At 43.9% G+C, this 17836-nt stretch carries 13 protein-coding genes; 12 read left to right on the top strand and 1 reads right to left on the bottom strand.

All coding sequences use genetic code 11. From position 1 onward, the window contains the following. The first annotated feature begins 141 nt into the window (after positions 1 to 141). The 11 genes from pta to CXF62_RS12715 all read left to right on the top strand — a co-directional run bounded on the left by pta (position 142) and on the right by CXF62_RS12715 (position 12673). Entirely contained in the window at positions 142 to 2289 is a 2148-nt protein-coding gene (gene pta / locus CXF62_RS12765; RefSeq protein ID WP_102094662.1) for a phosphate acetyltransferase, read from the top strand. Positions 2290 to 2518: 229 nt separating this feature from the next. Then, on the top strand, positions 2519 to 3487 hold the full coding sequence (locus CXF62_RS12760; protein ID WP_228153240.1) for a nicotinate-nicotinamide nucleotide adenylyltransferase: 969 nt from the start codon (positions 2519 to 2521) through the stop codon (positions 3485 to 3487). A gap of 131 nt (positions 3488 to 3618) precedes the next feature. Beyond that, complete coding sequence (gene rsfS, locus CXF62_RS12755; protein WP_102094660.1) at positions 3619 to 4032, top strand: ribosome silencing factor; 414 nt, start codon at positions 3619 to 3621, stop codon at positions 4030 to 4032. 360 nt (positions 4033 to 4392) lie between these two features. Beyond that, positions 4393 to 5064, top strand: coding sequence for an MOSC domain-containing protein (locus CXF62_RS12750; RefSeq protein WP_228153248.1), 672 nt, complete (start codon positions 4393 to 4395; stop codon positions 5062 to 5064). A gap of 157 nt (positions 5065 to 5221) precedes the next feature. Next, positions 5222 to 6586, top strand: coding sequence for an APC family permease (locus CXF62_RS12745; protein ID WP_102094658.1), 1365 nt, complete (start codon positions 5222 to 5224; stop codon positions 6584 to 6586). A 107-nt stretch (positions 6587 to 6693) separates the two neighbouring features. Then, a complete protein-coding gene (locus CXF62_RS12740; protein ID WP_102094657.1) occupies positions 6694 to 7575 on the top strand; it encodes an N-acetylmuramoyl-L-alanine amidase in 882 nt (293 codons plus the stop codon). A 29-nt stretch (positions 7576 to 7604) separates the two neighbouring features. Further along, entirely contained in the window at positions 7605 to 7796 is a 192-nt protein-coding gene (locus CXF62_RS12735; RefSeq protein WP_102094656.1) for a hypothetical protein, read from the top strand. A 383-nt stretch (positions 7797 to 8179) separates the two neighbouring features. Beyond that, positions 8180 to 9370 carry a glycine C-acetyltransferase gene (gene kbl / locus CXF62_RS12730; protein ID WP_102094655.1) on the top strand — a complete coding sequence of 397 codons (1191 nt, stop codon included), beginning with the start codon at positions 8180 to 8182 and terminating at the stop codon, positions 9368 to 9370. 235 nt (positions 9371 to 9605) lie between these two features. Continuing rightward, positions 9606 to 10631, top strand: coding sequence for an L-threonine 3-dehydrogenase (gene tdh, locus CXF62_RS12725; protein ID WP_102094654.1), 1026 nt, complete (start codon positions 9606 to 9608; stop codon positions 10629 to 10631). 265 nt (positions 10632 to 10896) lie between these two features. Next, a complete protein-coding gene (locus CXF62_RS12720) occupies positions 10897 to 11604 on the top strand; it encodes a hypothetical protein (RefSeq protein ID WP_087814541.1) in 708 nt (235 codons plus the stop codon). After that, positions 11585 to 12673, top strand: a complete 1089-nt coding sequence (locus CXF62_RS12715; protein WP_102094653.1) for an XRE family transcriptional regulator — start codon at positions 11585 to 11587, stop codon at positions 12671 to 12673. Before CXF62_RS12720 ends, CXF62_RS12715 begins: the two co-directional genes overlap by 20 nt. Positions 12674 to 12755: 82 nt before the next feature. Here the strand turns inward: CXF62_RS12715 and purL are convergent, their stop codons facing one another. Then, the gene (gene purL / locus CXF62_RS12710) at positions 12756 to 16766 is read right to left on the bottom strand and encodes a phosphoribosylformylglycinamidine synthase (RefSeq protein WP_102094652.1); all 4011 of its coding nucleotides are present in this window, start codon (positions 16764 to 16766) and stop codon (positions 12756 to 12758) included. A gap of 551 nt (positions 16767 to 17317) precedes the next feature. Between purL and CXF62_RS12705 the strand changes: the two genes are divergently transcribed. Then, the gene (locus tag CXF62_RS12705; protein ID WP_102094651.1) at positions 17318 to 17812 is read left to right on the top strand and encodes a pyridoxamine 5'-phosphate oxidase family protein; all 495 of its coding nucleotides are present in this window, start codon (positions 17318 to 17320) and stop codon (positions 17810 to 17812) included. Positions 17813 to 17836 lie beyond the last annotated feature (24 nt).

Here is a 17836-nt window from a genome sequence, read left to right as displayed (position 1 = left end):
TAATGCCTAGCGCTTATCGTTCTAAACGCTTTTAAAAAGCTGAAAACAAATAAGATAAAGCGCTTGGCATTTCTATACTGCATTGCTTATGCTGCTCAAAATGACTCGACGTCTAAAATAAAATAAATTGTAGGACACATTATGCAAACCATTTTACTTGTTCCCATTAGTCGCGGTATCGGTGTGACATCAGCCGCGCTAGGGCTAATTCGTGCCTTTGATTATAACGGTATCAAAGCGGGCTTTATGAAGCCGTTTTTGCAAGATGATACGCTAGACAAACAGCACAGCTTAGACAGCTCAAGCGCATTGACCATGCACGCATTTGGACTAAATCCGCCTGACTCTATCAGCCGTCAACACGTCGAGCGTATGCTAGGCGATGACAATCTTGATGACTTGATGGAAGAAGTGATTGCCAATTTTCATACGATCGATGATGGTCATGACGTGATTATCTGTGAAGGTCTGGTGCCAACCACTGAGACCTCTTATGCTTCACAAATCAACCGTGCACTTGCTCACGCGCTAGACGCCAAGATTATATTTGTCAGTACCGCTGATATCAGCAAACCTGCTTATTTAGCAGACAAACTGGATGTCCATGCCCGTGAGTTTGGCGGTGTCATCGATTCACGTACATTGGGTGTGATATTGATGCGGGTACAAGACGTGCCGAACACGTTTGATAATCAACCTGTCGCGCCGGGTGAGGCCGTTGTCAGCTTAGATCCAAACTTCCTGCAAGAGGTTCAGCGTCTATCGCCTTCGTTTAATACCGAAGTATTCCGTCTTATCGGGGTAGTGCCTTTTAGTAACTCTCTATCTGTGCCACGCACATGGGATATCGCAACAGAGCTCGATGCGACTTGGCTAAATGTTGGCGAAGCGAAGACACGACGTATCAATCGTATCAGCCTAACCGCTCGTTCAGTGGCGCGCGTCAATGAAGTCTTTAAGCGTGGTACGTTAATGGTCGTGCCTGGCGATCGTGATGACTTGCTATTAGCCGCTGGATTGGCCTGTATCAATGGAATTCCATTGGCAGGTCTAGTATTGACAGGTGGCATTACCCCAAGCGATACAGTTGCTGAGCTTTGGCAGTCAGCGCTCAAAACTGGCATCCCTGTCATGAGTGTCGAAAGCGACAGCTACGAGACAGTACAGAGTCTGATGCACATGAGCTCTGAGATTCCGAGTGATGATACAGAACGTGCTGATGAAGTGGCTCGTTATGTGGCAGCGCATTTGGATCTGAGCTGGATTAAAGAATACTTCAGCCGCAATCATGAGCCGCGTCTGTCACCATCAGCATTTCGCCATCAGTTGGTCAAAAAATCACAGCACGCCAAAAAACGTATTGTGCTGCCAGAAGGCGCGGAACCACGTACGGTCGAAGCGGCCTGTATCTGTCAGAGTCGTGGTATCGCCAACTGCGTATTACTTGCTAAACGTAGTGACGTTGAGCAAGTGGCCAAAAACCGTGATCTAACGCTGCCTGAAGGGTTAGAAATTATCGATCCTGACAACCTCGATATGAGCAAATATATCGCTGCTGTCGTAGAGCGCCGTAAAGGCAAAACCACTGCAGAAGTCGCTGCTGAATACCTAAAAGACACGGTCTATCTAGGTACTATCATGCTCCAACTAGACGAAGTCGACGGTCTGGTCTCAGGTGCGATTCATACCACTGCCAATACAGTACGCCCAGCATTCCAGCTAATCAAGACCGCACCGCAATACTCACTCGTGTCATCAGTGTTCTTTATGCTGTTGCCTGAGCAAGTGGTCGTCTATGGTGACTGTGCGATTAATCCAGATCCTAACGCTGAAGAGCTGGCTGAGATTGCTATTCAATCAGCACAGTCTGCTGCTGCCTTTGGTATCGATCCAAAAGTTGCGATGATCAGCTACTCTACTGGCTCATCAGGCGCAGGCGCAGATGTCGAAAAAGTCGCCCGTGCAACCCAAATAGTTCGTGAGCGCGCACCCGACCTCAAGGTCGATGGCCCGCTACAGTATGATGCGGCGTCTGTCATGAGCGTCGGTAAGCAAAAAGCACCTGACTCACCTGTCGCTGGACAAGCCAACGTCTTTATCTTCCCTGACCTCAATACTGGTAACACGACGTATAAAGCAGTACAGCGTAGTGCCAACGTCGTCAGTGTCGGCCCTATGCTACAGGGTCTGAATAAACCTGTGAATGATTTATCACGTGGTGCCTTGGTCGACGATATTGTCTATACCATCGCGTTAACCGCTATCCAAGCGTATAGCGATCTAATTTAATTGCTGTAATACTTACCCGTTAAAGTCCTATACCAAGCCGACTATCATTATGATGGTCGGTTTTTTATTGGTACTGGAGGGTCAGACAATGATGACAGATGCTCGTCTGCCCTCTACAATAGCGCTATCATCAAGTTATTTACCCTAAAAAGGCCAGCCAGTAAAAGAGCAAAGTGCATCAACGACTACTTGCGCCATACCTACTTTTATACATTTATTTATGCCAAATATGAGCAACAGCCCTCAAGAAAAAACACCTGAACCTGCCATTCGTGCCTATCTTGGCGGCTCGTTCGATCCCGTACATAATGGTCATTTAGAAGTCGCAATGTTTGTCTATAAGCACCTACTACCAATAGCCAAGCAGCTACAGCGCACACTGCATGTGTCCTTATTACCCAATGCACGCTCGCCATTTAAGACGCAAAGTACAGACCCTAACCATCGTTTAGCGATGTTAAAGCTGGCGACAGAGAATACACCGATACAGATTAATGAGCTGGAGCTATGGCAAGCGCCGCCTGTCTATACGATCGACAGCGTACGCACATTAAGACAGCAATATCCTAATGACAGTTTGATATTTATCATGGGTATGGACAGCGCCCATAGTTTGGATAAATGGAAAGATGGATTGCGTCTCACTGACCATGTCAATCTATGGGTATTTAATCGTCAGAGCAGTACCGATGTGAGTGATGGCATTAGCGATAAATTTTCTGACAGTATTATATCTTCTAAAAATAGTACAGCGACTACGGAAGATGTTAATTTCTTAAAATCGCAATTGCCTTTGTCATTGCAGTCCCATATAACAGACTCACCTATCGAGCTGTTAACTCCACCTATTCATCACTCGACAAATAGCTTAAACTCAAATAACACTGATCCGACTAGCCCTGACCCAAATAACACTGACCCAAATAACACTGACTTGAAAAACGCCAATCAAGGACGCATTTATATAGATTCGCGACCTATTACTGCGGTATCAAGCACACAAATACGCGAGCAGCTACTGAAATTAGACGATCAAACAAATAAAATGCCAGTCGCTCAACGGCAAATCGCATCTATAGCATCAATAAATGATATCATTAGCAATACTGAATCTAATCCATTAGCTAAATGGCTAAATCCTGCTGTTTATCAATATATTATCGCCCATCAGCTATATTCTGCTGCTCAATTCCGTTAAAATCGCCTTATCTATGTCATTTTGCCTATCCTGTCTCTATGCGTGACTGACGACATATGATCAGTCGGATAAGACAAATTGACGTTTTACCCCTTTATTTTACATATTTACGATTCAAGAGATTAAAATTTATGACCAACACCATGACTGCAGAACGCCTAACAGAATGCTTGACCCTAGTACAAAGCGCTCTAGATGATATGAAAGCAAAGAACATCACTGTAATGAATGTAGAAGATTTGACTGACGTAACAGAGCGCATCATCATCGCTGATGGTACCTCAAAGCGTCATGTACGTGCGATGGCTGATAGCGTCGGCGCTGAAGCTAAGCAAGCTGGTTTTATGCCACTTGGCCGTGAAGGCGGCATCGACTCTGATTGGACGTTGATCGATTTGGGCGCGGTTGTCGTCCATATGATGACGCCGCAAGCACGCGAGTTTTATGACCTAGAAGGCCTATGGTCATCACCTGAGCAATTGGCTGAACTAGTTGCTACGCCGCGCGAAAAGAAAACTGCGGGTCGTCGTAACAAAAACAAATAAGATTGTCAGTGACGATATTCGTTCAACATTGAAAAACGTACCGCCAAAAAGACCAGAATACTTATCCTGGTCTTTTTTTATGTAAATTTTATGGTGATGAACCAGTATAATCAAATACATCATTGAGTACAGATAAGCTCATTTCGTATCAATATTTATTAGCCACTAAAATTAAACCGTCAAAATTAAGCCGCCTTAGCCTATTCATTTTACCTATTAGGAAACCTTATGAGCGCAGAATCGAACACGTCATCACCTGAGCAAACCTTAACAAAATCGCCTGAGCAAACCCTAACAGACTTTAACCAAGACTTGCCCTTACATATCGCTACCCTCACTTGTGTTCGCGCTGGCAAATCTATGCCATTTGCCCGTGAGGAAATGAGCGCCATTGATAAAGCACCTATCAAATCTCCTGTCACCGTCAACTTTATGGGCTTAACCACTGATGAACAAGCTGACCGTAAGCATCATGGTGGCCCATTAAAAGCCGTGCATCAGCTAGCGCCTGCGACGTATGCAAAAATCAATGCAGAGTTTGGCCTGAAAGTGCGCGTCGGTACGCTAGGAGAAAACCTAACGACTGAAGCTATTAATGGTCTGCCTGAAATGACCGAATCTACGGTTTGTATTGGTGATGTTTTTCAATACGGTGGGGATTTTGAAAGTGTTCAAGACACTAGTAATGATGATGCTAGCGTTCAGTTACGTATCGTCCAACCACGACGCCCCTGCTACAAAATCAATGACCAAATCGGCCAATTTACCAAAGTACCAAATATCGCGGCATGGGTCAGCAAGCAAGGTATCTCTGGCTGGTATTTCCAAGTCGTCCGTGATGGCATTATAGAAGCTGATTTACCCGTATATTTGATTGAGCGCCCTTATCCGTTTGCGACATTAAAGACGTTATGGCAATTGGCCAATTCTAAAGAGAAATATGATGCAGATACTATTGAACCGTGGCTCGCGATTGACTGTTTAGAGGACAGTTGGAAAAAGGTTCTGGCTAAAAAAATCCAACAGGATTGAAAAGGTAACACTCAACAAAAACCTTTAATATGACTTTTCTATTTATAAAAGATAGCCACTACCCTGCGTAATGGCGTCACAAGGTTTTTCATGTTCTATGTCAGTTCCATAATAAACACTCTCTCCTTCTACATCTTTGATCGTGAAGGAGCACTCCATGAGTGAACAGACAGGAAGTATCAGCTACCTACAAGCGATAGCGATTAGCGTTGGTGCGATCATCGGCTGGGGCGCTTATGTCATGCCAGGCGATTTGTTTTTGCCACAGTCACAGCTATTAGGCTCTTCTGTTGCTATTATTATCGGTACTTTAGCCATCTATATGGTTGCGCGTGCCTATATTAATTTGCTGACTCAAACGCCAGAGAACGAGTCAGGCGGTATCTATTGGATTGAAAAATACATCAATCGCAAGCATGCCTATATCTATGGTTGGGGCGTCACGATAGGCTATATCTCTATTATCGCGCTCAATATATCAGCCGTCGCTTTGCTACTGCGCTATCTGTTACCTAGCGGCTTACAATTAGGCTATCTGTATACGATTGCTGGTTGGGAAGTCTACGCCAGTGAAGTGTCTCTATGCAGCGCGGCTATTATTTTATTCAGTTATATCAATCTAAAAGGTGTACGAGTCGGCGCAAAAATCCAACTCTATATCGCCCTCTTTATGATTCTATCAGTCACCGCGCTGTTTTTTGCCTCACTTTGGATGACACCAACGAACCAAGCGTTTCTGCCAACTGATATGTCTAGCGGCTCTATTACCAGTCTGGCATGGTTACCTATCTTGGCCGTTATACCGTGGGCGTATGTTGGTTTTGAGACCACACCGCAGATTTCAAAAGCGATTAGTGATTCAAAAACCAAGACCAAAAGTATTATCCTAGTTTCACTCATCGCTGGTGTGTTGTTTTACTTTTTAATCAACTACTTTACCGCGCTAAACATGAGCTTTGACTATCAAGCGATCAAAGACAGCCACTGGGCGACAGGTGAAGGCATAGACAATCGGATTGGTAGCATTGGCATCTGGCTGCTATCGATCGCTATGATTGGCTCGATAATGAGCGGTATCAACGGCTTTATATTGTCATCGGTTAAACTCTTAGAGTCTATGGGCGACACGTCATTATTGCCCAGCGTATTTACAGATAAACACAACCAATTCAGTAAGCAGAAGACCGTTATATTGATATGCTTGGTGTGCCTACTCTCTCCTTGGCTGGGTAGAAACTACCTACTCGATATCGTGACAATGGCGTCTTTGGGTATAACCGTTGGCTTCGCTTACGTCACGACCGCTGACCTCATCAATGAGCGAAAAAAGAAACAGGCAAGTTTGCTAAATTATCTCTCTGTATTAATCAGTGTGGTCTTTATATCGTTATTACTGCTACCATTTTCACCAGCAGCGCTGTCATTTAATGCTTATGTCTTGCTAGGATTCTTTATTCTGCTTGGGGCAATTGGTTATAAAAAAATCGCAGTCAATTCCAACGTTGATTCTGTCATTAATTAACGGCAAATAGCATTTACCTGTCGAGAGAGATAGACACCAGTAGCATCAAACGCAAACGCAAACGCAAACGAAGCTATAACCGCAACTCTTCCTATATAGAGCATTTCATGGCAAAAAACATTTCCTCGATTGCATTGGCATCAGTATTAATATCATCCTCTATGCTATCGCTCGTTGGCTGCGTAACGACGTCAACGCCGCAGTATGTAATCGATAGCGATAGCTACCAAGCAACTGGCAAAAGCGAGCGCATCAAAACCATCGTCCTGCACTATACAGTCTCTGATAATGAGCGCTCGATAAAGACATTGACCACAGGCAATGTGAGCGCGCACTATTTAGTATTAGACAACGATGACAATAGAATCTATAACCTCGTACCAGAGAGCGAGCGCGCATGGCATGCAGGTGATGGCGGCTTTGCAGGACGGACGATATTAAATGATACCTCTATCGGTATCGAGATCGTCAATAGCGGTATCAAGCCTGAATATCGAGACGCACTAAAAAATGGCACGCTCGACTATCACCCTTATGAGCACTATGTGGCATTTGATGAGTTGCAGATTAAAAAAGTCGCACAACTGGTGCAAGATATCACCACGCGCTATGACATCTCACCGAAGAATATCATTGGTCACTCCGATATGGCACCCTCGCGCAAGATAGACCCTGGTGCAAAGTTCCCGTGGGAGCGACTGTATTTCGATTACGGTATCGGCGCTTGGTATGATGAATTTGATAAGCAATTCTTTATGAATCAAGATGGATTTGCGTCGGCCACGATACCTGAAATCAAGCAAGCGTTTCGCAAGTATGGCTATCAAATCAACGATACTGATACGTGGGACAAAGCCAGTCGCGATGTCGTCTATGCGTTTCAGCTGCACTTTAGGGCTCAGCAGCCAACGGGTAATATGGATAGCGAGACCTATGCGATATTGCAGGCGCTAAATAAGAAGTATGCTGGTCGGGATGATTTTTATTAAAGAATACAGACTATCAGGAGACATAAGCCATGAATAACTCTCAAAAAAATGAGCAAGACGATCTACAAAAGTATCTAGAAGAAAAAGCCAAGCAAGAGCAGGAGGAGGAATGTAAGCAAGAACCTGAGCCACTTTCTGCCTATGATGCTTGTGTGCTAAAAGAAAGCGCTAAGATTCATGAGTTGATCGCTGAGGCTCAGAAGCGCCCCAAAGATGAATAACTGGATAGACAGTACTTACCAATCAAGTATATAAAAATGCGCAAGTTGATTTCTTATGTTTTGAGACATAGCTAAGCCGCTATGAATCCAATATCACAACTAAACAATGCTATATCACTTTATAAAAGAAGGCTTATCTACCAGCTATTTAGGCTATTTATTGCGATAGGCTAATGATAAAATCACCGCTCACAGGGTTATAGATAGTATCACTGTTCGCACCATCTCGTTGGCTTCCCGCATTGTTGTTTTTATCGTTGATTTTAATGATGGCTAGGATGCTGCATGGCTTTGATAACTTGGCTTTGATAGCCTAGTTCTATGACCAGTCTCAATATTTTTATTATCAAACGAACACCAATAATACTAAAAAAGGAATATTTATGTATCAAGCCTTTCAAAAACACCTACAACAAGAAATCAGCGATATACGCGAGGCAGGCCTGTATAAAAACGAGCGCGTTATTACTTCTCCGCAAGATGCACTCATCAAGATTGCCGATGGTCGTGAGATGCTTAACTTCTGTGCCAATAATTATCTTGGATTGTCTGACCATCCTGAGATTAAAAAGGCGGCGATCAAAGCCATTGAAAACTCAGGTTACGGCATGTCATCAGTGCGGTTTATTTGTGGTACGCAAGATTTGCATAAGCAATTAGAGGCAGCAATTTCTAAGTTTTTTAATACCGAAGATACGATTCTTTATGCGGCCTGTTTCGATGCCAATGGTGGTGCCTTTGAGCCACTGCTGACCAGTGAAGATGCGATTATTTCTGATTCGTTAAATCATGCTTCAATCATCGACGGTGTGCGCCTGTGTAAAGCCGCGCGTTATCGCTATGCCAATGCGGATATGCAAGATTTAGAAACGCAATTACAAGCGGCGCAAGCGCAGCGTTTTCGTTTGATTGTCACCGATGGTGTGTTTTCAATGGATGGTAACGTGGCGCCAATGGATGAGATTTATGCGTTGGCACAAAAATATGATGCCATGGTCATGATTGACGAATCGCATTCAGCAGGTGTGGTCGGTCGCACTGGTGGCGGCGTGACTGAATTGTTTGATCTGCGTGGCGATGTTGAGCTGATCACTGGTACCTTGGGCAAGGCATTTGGCGGTGCTATTGGCGGCTTTACCACGGGCAAAAAAGAAATGATTGAGATGCTGCGTCAACGCTCACGCCCGTATCTGTTTTCAAACTCTATTCCTCCTATGGTGGCTGCCGCTGGGGTAAAAGCGTTTGACATGCTATCGCAAGACAATGCCTTACAAGACCAATTGCATGAAAATACCGCCTATTTTGTGAAGCAAATGCAAGATGCAGGCTTCGATATCAAGCCTACTGAATCAGCTATTTGTGCGGTGATGCTCTATGATGCCAATGTCTCCCAGCAAATGGCAGAGGCGCTGCTTAGCGAGGGCATTTATGTGATTGGCTTCTTCTATCCTGTCGTACCCAAAAATGAAGCTCGCATTCGTGTGCAGCTCTCTGCTGCTCATACTCGCGCGCAGCTCGACCAGTGTATCGCCGCCTTTATCAAAGTCGCCAAGCAAATGAAGGTGATTGATTAAGCGTCGTTCGGTATTTATCTAGGGCGTGTCCTCAATTCAAACGAGTGTTCTCTAAATGGGCTAAAAATAGCTAAATTTTGCCAAACATCGTCAAATAGTTGGTCAATATCTCGATATTATCTGCACTATTTTCCTCGTTTGACGGCAATTTATCTCATTTTTATCACCATTTTTAAAATGAGGACACACCCTAGATTCAATAATTAAGTACAACACAGCTAAATAAGAGAAAACTATGAAAGCACTGGTTAAAGCTCATGCCGAAAAAGGCATCTGGATGCAAGACATACCAGAACCTACGGTCGGCATCAATGACGTTAAAATTAAAATTAAAAAAACTGCCATCTGTGGGACAGATTTACACATTTATAAGTGGGATGAGTGGTCACAAAAGACCATAAACACGCCGATGATTATCGGACATGAATACGTCGGTGCCATTAGTGAAATGGGCGATGGCGTCAAGCATCTTGAAATAGGTGACCGAGTCACAGGCGAAGGCCATATCGCTTGCGGGCATTGCCGTAACTGCCGCCGTGGTAAGCTGCATGTGTGCGAAAATACTATAGGCGTAGGCGTTGACCGCGATGGCGCGTTTGCCGAATATTTGGTGATACCTGCCGATAATGTCATCAAACTCGATGAGCGTATCAGTGATGAGATGGCAGCCATCATGGATCCCTTTGGCAATGCCACGCATACGGCCCTTTCATTTCCTGTCCTTGGTGAGGATGTGCTGATTACGGGTGCGGGGCTGATTGGTTCTATGGCGACAGCGATTTGCCGCTTCGCAGGGGCGCGTAATATTGTGGTCAGTGATATCAGTGACTATCGCTTGGAGCTTGCCAAAAAAATGGGTGCGACGATGACCATCAACCCAGCCAAAGGTGAAACCATCGAAGGCGCTATCGATACCTTGAAAATGCACGGCTTCGATATCGGACTTGAGATGTCAGGCTCGCCTCAGGCCTTTGATTCGATGATTACGAACATGTATAACGGCTCTAAAATCGCGCTCTTGGGTATTTTGCCTAACACCACCACGGTGGATTGGAGCAAGATTATTTTTAAGGCGCTAACCCTAAAAGGTATTTATGGGCGTGAGATGTGGGAGACGTGGTATCAGATGGAGCAAATGCTGATTAGCGGTATTGATCTGTCGCCAATCATTACCCATCGCATGCACATTGATGAGTTTCAAGAAGGCTTTGATATCATGGAAAGTGGACAATGCGGTAAGGTAATTTTAAGCTGGGATTGATTTTGGCGATTTAGCATTTGAAGAGTCGTGGTTAGGGTTTACATTATCACGGCTGATAAAACGGTACTGATTTCAGTGCCGTTTTTTTTGGGTAATGGAAAGTGATAAGATTTATGAGTTGACTGCTGAAGTGTGAAGAGCATTTAGAGGATAAGTAATTTTGATTAAATCATTCTGTATAAAAAAATGATCTTAATCGATATTTTTATTTTTTAACACATCATATGATGTTATAATTTATAAAAATTACATGGATGAAACTAATATGTACCAAGCACCACAGTATGAAATCTTCAGCGACCTAGATAGCCGCAACACAGATGGTGAGCTTATAAACAATAGCGAAGCTGTGGAAATTTTGAAGAATAAATTCGGTTTTACTCCTCAAGTCATTTTCGATGCTATTCAAAAAGCTGATCAAAATTTCAATATGAAAACTAAGGTAAACTGTGCAAGCGGTATAGCACGTTGGGGTGACATTGGGGAAAACATAGCCCTACAATTAATTTCTAACGAAATCGAATTTAGCCGAGGTCAAGGACAACCTACATTAACCATCGTTGATAACAATATTCAAATTATTATCATGTCCAGTAATGACGCTTTAGGTAATATGAATTTGCCGATTTCCTCCAACTGTTCAAAAGGTATTGAGACGAAACACAAAATTGATATAAATAAATATAGAAATATGACTAGCGAGAAACTAGAAACTTGGGTTCTATATTATCCTTCAAGAAAACACGAAATTTATCAGGATGATGCTCCAAGTCTAATTTATGAACTTGCAAGACCAATGTCTTATATAGTAATGGATGATGGAAAAATTTTTCCAACTGACCATGATTGTAGATTGATGTTTTCTTCAGATTCAGAAAATGAGGTTCAGTCATATATGAGTGAGTTTGCTGATGAATCAGTGAACGAGGACTCGTTTGAAATTGGGTATAAAAATGCGAGCAATGAAGAGTAACTCTGAATTCAATAAGCGCCGTCTAAAAATAGCTAAAGACTTAAAGGGGAAAACAAATAAAGATCTAGCAAATATACTGTCATGTACCGAAGCTACAATTTCAAATTATTTGAACGAAAATAAACCTTCAGTACCTGATTTCGAAAAAGTAGTTAAGTTAAGTGAGTCATTAAACCTACCTTTTGACTTCTTTAACTCCACTTTCAAAACACAAGTAGTAGATGAGCAAATTTTCTTTCGTTCATATAGCCGTATAAAAGCTCAGTACAGAAACTCTGCACTTGCTTACAGTGAGTTTGCAATTCAAACCTTGGAGTATTTTGACAAAACAATATCTAATCTTCCCATTTTCCAAGGCTTCGATATTGATACTTTGGTTAATGAGCCTGAAAAAGCTGCTTTAACACTTCGTGGCGATTGGCAATTAGGTATTCTACCGATTAAAAACATTATTGCCCTACTCGAATCACATGGTATTGCAGTATTCCGTTTGCCAATGGAAGTAAAAGAAGTTGATGCATTCTCTTTTTATCATGATGGGCGACCTATAGTATTTTTGAATACAGCGAAGTCAGCAGAAAGAATGCGCTTCGATGCTGCTCATGAACTTGGTCACTTAGTTCTGCACAGTGATGATAAAAATGTACTTGAAAATATGAAGGACAAAGAGCACGAAGCTGATAGGTTTGCTTCCAGTTTTTTAATGCCGAAAGAAGCATTTGTAGTTATGGCTCCAAACAATCTAAATCTGCCGAATCTAATCAGCTATAAAAAATACTGGAAAGTGTCTCTTGCAGCTATGAACTATAACTTACACACTAATGGATTATTAACTGATTGGCTTTATCGTTCTAATTGTATCGAGTTTAGTAAACAAGGATATAATAAGTTAGAACCTGAACCTATTGAACGTGAACGACCGATTCTACTTAATAAGATTATTAAGGTTCTCTTAGAAAAAGAAGGTAGGAATTTTTATGAGAATATTGATTTTGGCTATCAAATTTTAGATGATATAACGTTCAAGTTAATTAGTGAAAATACTAAGCCTAGACTGAAGTTACTCTAAAAGCATTACTCAAAACACAAAAAAGGTGAGCATTACGCCCACCTTTTTTTATGCTTACAATAATATTCTAAACTAACTTAGCCTATCTAAACCAAGCACGAGCGTTACGGAACATACGCATCCACGCGCCGTCCTCATCCCACTCTTCTGGTTTCCAGCTGTGGTTATACGCTTTTAGGTTACGCTCAGGATGCGGCATCATGATAGTGACGCGACCATCGGTGCTACATAGACCCGTGACACCGCCGAGCGAACCGTTTGGATTGAGCGGATAGGTCTCGGTTGGATGACCTTGGCTATCGACATAACGCATGGCGAGCTGACCGTGGTTTGCCATACCGTCGATTTCGGTATTATTCAGCGTAGCATAGCCTTCACCATGCGCCACCGCGATTGGCAAGATACTGTCTTGCATACCTTTGAACAGGATCGACTTGGTACGCTCAACTTTTACGTTGACCGTACGCGCTTCAAATCGAGCCGATTGGTTGGCGACGAAACGTGGGAAGTTTTCTGCACCTGGGATGAGGTCTTTTAACTGAGCCATCATCTGACAGCCGTTACAGACACCTAGTGAGAAGGTATCAGGACGGGCAAAGAAGCGGACAAACTGCATGCGTAGCTCGTCATGGAACAAGATAGAGTTCGCCCAACCAGAGCCAGCGCCCAGTACGTCACCATAACTAAAGCCACCACAAGCGACCAGACCGTCGAAGTCACGTAGATTGATGCGACCACTCAGTAGATCGCTCATGTGTACATCGACCGCTTCAAAGCCAGCTTGGGTAAAGCCTGCTGCCATTTCTGTCTGACCATTGACGCCTTGCTCGCGCAAGATAGCGACTCTTGGTTTATTCTCGCGACTGTTGAGGTAAGGCTCTTCAACTTTCTGATTGAGATCAAAGTTTGGCGCAGCGATCAGACCTTGATGGCTAGCATCGCTAATCAAGTCATATTCTTGCTGTACGCAAGCTGGATTGTCACGACGACGCGCGATTTGATAGCTGACCTGACTCCATTCTTGTTGTAATTCGCTACGGCTAAAGCTTAGAGTTTCATTACCCATGTGCAAAGGCGTTTGGATAATTAAGCTGTCTTCTTCCGAGCTTTGACCAACTAGGCTGAGCATATCGCTGACGTTAAATTCTTCTGCCAATTGCATTAATGCGGCGACGTTTTCAGGCAAGACTTGGATGACCGCACCCAGCTCTTCACTGAACAGCTGACCGAGTAAGTTATCATCAGTTAATGACAGCTTGATACCTTGGCGGCTGGTGAATTGCATCTCAGCGATAGTTGCTAATAGCCCACCATCACCAATATCGTGATAAGCGCTAATGACGCCTTGCGCATTGCCCGCTTGGATAAAGTTAAAGAAATCGATTAAATCGCTCGGCTGCGCTAAATCTGGGCAGTCGTTACCTAGTTGGCTAAGCGTTTGCGCAAGGATCGAACCGCCTAGACGTAGCTTGCCTTTAGACAAATCGATACGGTAGAACGCGCTGTCGCCATTGATTAGCTCAGGGGTTAGCGTTTTTGCGACGTCAACGACAGGGGCAAATGCCGTCACGACCAAACTCATTGGCGACACGACTGATTTGTCTTGGTTTTCACCATTATCATTATCTGTCCAGTTAGCACGCATCGATAGCGAGTCTTTACCGACTGGGATAGCGATACCGAGTGCTGGGCATAGCTCTTCGCCAACGGCATGTACCGCGTCAAACAACGCCGCATCTTCCGCGTCTTCACCACAGGCGGCCATCCAGTTCGCTGACATCGTGATATCTGATAGCTGATTAATACGTGCGCCCGCGATGTTAGTAATCGCTTCACCGACTGCTAGACGCGCAGAAGCTTTTGGACTAATCAGCGCAACAGGCGTACGCTCGCCGACACTCATGGCTTCACCAGTCATTGGCTGACCATCTAGCGCAACCAAGCCTGACGCCGTTACTGCGCAATCTGACACAGGCACTTGATAGCGACCCACATACTGATCACGCACGACCATACCCGTGATAGAGCGGTCACCAATGCTAATCAAGAACGATTTGCTCGCCACGGTTGGGTGACGCAATACATCGGTGATTGACTCGGCTAAGTTGACATCGCCAAGCTCTAATGCTGGTAACGTGCTCTCGGTACGCTCAAAGCTGCGTTGCATTTTCGGTGTACCGCCGAGCAGTACTTGCATCGGCATATCGACTGGTTGCTCAGTTAATAGCTCATCATCAACGATTAGCTGACGGATATCCGTCGCCTCGCCCAAGATGGCATATGGGCAGCGCTCACGGGCACAGATAGCATCGAACTGATCTTTGCTCTCTGGGCGAATTGCTAGCACATAACGCTCTTGCGCTTCGTTTGACCAGATGGCCATTGGCGACATGCCAGCTTCTAACGATGGAATCTTACGCAAGTTCAGATGCGCGCCCATTTCATGGTCATTGACCAGCTCTGGCATAGCATTAGACAGACCACCTGCCCCTACATCATGTAATGAAACGATTGGGTTGCCGTCTTTACTGTTATTACTTACATCGACATCATCGCCCGCTAGTGCCCAACAGCGATCAAGGACTTCTTGGCAACGACGCTCCATCTCAGCGTTATCGCGCTGAACTGAGGCAAAGTCTAAACCTTCATCAAGGTCACCACTATCGACTGACGATGCGGCACCGCCGCCCAGACCGATTTGCATCGCAGGGCCACCAAGGACGATTAGCAAATCGCCTTTTGTGATTGCATTTTTTTCAATCAGATTGCGTTTGATATTGCCGTAACCGCCTGCCAGCATGATTGGCTTATGATAGCCGCGCATTTGGCTACCGTCTTTTGCCGCTGAAGTATCCAATTGGAAACTGCGGAAATAACCGCATAGGTTTGGACGACCAAATTCGTTTGAGAAGTTGGCTGAACCTAGTGGCGCTTCCGTCATAATCTCAAGGCTAGTGGCCATACGATCCGGCGTACCATAATCCTGCGTACTTAATTGACCTGACTGCTCCCACTTCTCAGCAAGCTCTGGAATATGTAAATGTGAAACGTGGAAACCTGTGAGACCTGCTTTGGGCTTACCGCCACGACCCGTTGCGCCTTCATCACGAATCTCACCGCCCGCGCCCGTCGCCGCACCCGCATAAGGAGCAATCGCGGTTGGATGGTTATGGGTTTCGACTTTCATTAAGATATCGATTTCTTCTTGATGGAAATCGTAAGGATGGGCAGAATTAGCATCTTGGGCGTCGGTAGGAATCGAGTAAAAACGCATTCCCTCTGCTCCAGCCATTACCGCAGCGTTGTCTTTATAAGCCGACAAGATGCCTTGCGGATTGGCTTTATAAGTATTCTTAATCATTTGGAACAGTGATTTTGGCTGTACTGCACCATCCACCGTCCACTCAGCGTTAAAAATTTTATGACGGCAATGCTCTGAGTTGGCCTGAGCAAACATCATTAGCTCAACGTCCGTTGGATTACGCTTGAGCTCATTGACGTACGCATTCATCAGATAATCAATGTCTTCGCTCGATAGCGCAAAACCAAACTCTGTATTGGCCGATTCTAATGCTGACTGACCTTGACCAATCACGTCGATATGATTGAGTGATGCTGGCTGCTCATCATCGAACAGTTTATTCACATCGTTTAAATCGTAAACCAAGCTTTGGGTCATACGATCAAACAATAATTGCTCAGCGGCTTTAGGTAGCGTTGCACCCACTTTGCCGTCTGCTTTTTCATCGATGGTTAGGGTATAAACAATGACACGCTCGACACGGTTAATCTTAATATCACAGTTATTAAAGATATCGGTCGCTTTACTTGCCCATGGCGAAATCGTCCCAAAACGCGGGCTCACGATGACTTGTAATTGGTTGTCTTGCGGGGCGGCAAGTTGGGTATCTTCTTTAATACCAAACAAGTCCAGCGCTTTTTTATGCTCATCACCTTTTAGTTCTCGTGATAGCACATAAACTTGCTGAGTATGGATGTGGCTGACATTTAGCTCGGTTTTTTGCTGAAACTGACTGATGAGTTGCTGCGTCTGAAAATCGGTAAGAAACGGTTGTCCGGCGATGGTCATCATAAAGGCATAATCCGTAAGATCAAGGCATCTCTGCCATGCAAAGTAAATGGTCCGCGTATTATAACAAGAAGCCCCATAATAAGCAGGTCAAAACCAAATAAATTGCTGAAAAGTACAGTTAGTTACTTAGTTAATCAGTCAGTTATCAAGCTAACAATAGCTATAAATAGCAGTTACTAGATAACTGTTCTGAGTTATTTTAAGTCACGTTTTAAGCAGCGTTTTTAACTACCCTTACAATTACCTTGCTAACAGCCCTTTTAGTCCTGCTTATCAAATTGCAGACATTACACAATCGCTTTTTATAATAGAAAAACTTGGCACTTAGTGTCACAATTTTTACGCAACCCTTATAGTCCTTACAAACACTCACATCGCATTACGGGCAATCTATATAAATTGCCTACGGCTAATCGTTACTCTAGATAGCAGTTGCCGGCGAGTTAAATGCTTACTCGTCTAAACTAGAGATTCAATGAAATAAAAACTGAGTCAATAACAATAATCAATGAGCATAAACTCAATCACTATAATGAAAAAGGACACTTATTATGAGTAGACAAGACCACATCGATAAAGTTCAAGAGTTGGTAAAAGACGTTAAATTCGCCATGATGACCACTCGTACCCACGAAGACCATTTGCATGCCTGCCCCATGACCACTAGCGAAACCAGTTTGGGTGCAAAAGAGATTTGGTTTATCGGTGATAAAACCACAGAAACTGTCAAAGATATCGAGAGAAATCCCCAAGTGAACTTGGCTTATGTCAGTCAAGATGCCAAAAACTATGTCTCAATCAACGGTAAAGCCGAGCTGGTTGAAGACCAAGAGAAGTTAGATGAGCTATGGTCGCCAGTTTATAATGCTTTTTATGAGCAAGGTAAAGAAGATCCAAATGTACAGTTAATCAAAGTTGTCCCACATGGTGCCGAATACTGGCTAAGCGGTAGCTCAGTAGTCAATATGTTTAAGATGACCACTGCTGCAGTAATGGATGGCAAAAAAGCGACTAACTTAGGCGAAAACAACTCGGTCACACTATAAGTTGTCTGATTTATAATCAGTAAA

It is taken from the genome of Psychrobacter sp. MES7-P7E (genome assembly GCF_002863645.1).
Classification (GTDB): Bacteria; Pseudomonadota; Gammaproteobacteria; order Pseudomonadales; family Moraxellaceae; genus Psychrobacter.
This window is presented reverse-complemented; position numbering and strand designations above follow the sequence as displayed.

What these genes read in the sequence shown, in the direction of transcription:
- pta (WP_102094662.1), top strand. Translation starts at nt 142, where the DNA reads ATGCAAACCATTTTACTTGTTCCCATTAGTCGCGGTATCGGTGTGACA.
- CXF62_RS12760 (WP_228153240.1), top strand. Translation starts at nt 2,519, where the DNA reads ATGAGCAACAGCCCTCAAGAAAAAACACCTGAACCTGCCATTCGTGCC.
- rsfS (WP_102094660.1), top strand. Translation starts at nt 3,619, where the DNA reads ATGACCAACACCATGACTGCAGAACGCCTAACAGAATGCTTGACCCTA.
- CXF62_RS12750 (WP_228153248.1), top strand. Translation starts at nt 4,393, where the DNA reads ATGCCATTTGCCCGTGAGGAAATGAGCGCCATTGATAAAGCACCTATC.
- CXF62_RS12745 (WP_102094658.1), top strand. Translation starts at nt 5,222, where the DNA reads ATGAGTGAACAGACAGGAAGTATCAGCTACCTACAAGCGATAGCGATT.
- CXF62_RS12740 (WP_102094657.1), top strand. Translation starts at nt 6,694, where the DNA reads ATGGCAAAAAACATTTCCTCGATTGCATTGGCATCAGTATTAATATCA.
- CXF62_RS12735 (WP_102094656.1), top strand. Translation starts at nt 7,605, where the DNA reads ATGAATAACTCTCAAAAAAATGAGCAAGACGATCTACAAAAGTATCTA.
- kbl (WP_102094655.1), top strand. Translation starts at nt 8,180, where the DNA reads ATGTATCAAGCCTTTCAAAAACACCTACAACAAGAAATCAGCGATATA.
- tdh (WP_102094654.1), top strand. Translation starts at nt 9,606, where the DNA reads ATGAAAGCACTGGTTAAAGCTCATGCCGAAAAAGGCATCTGGATGCAA.
- CXF62_RS12720 (WP_087814541.1), top strand. Translation starts at nt 10,897, where the DNA reads ATGTACCAAGCACCACAGTATGAAATCTTCAGCGACCTAGATAGCCGC.
- CXF62_RS12715 (WP_102094653.1), top strand. Translation starts at nt 11,585, where the DNA reads ATGCGAGCAATGAAGAGTAACTCTGAATTCAATAAGCGCCGTCTAAAA.
- purL (WP_102094652.1), bottom strand. Translation starts at nt 16,766, where the DNA reads ATGATGACCATCGCCGGACAACCGTTTCTTACCGATTTTCAGACGCAG.
- CXF62_RS12705 (WP_102094651.1), top strand. Translation starts at nt 17,318, where the DNA reads ATGAGTAGACAAGACCACATCGATAAAGTTCAAGAGTTGGTAAAAGAC.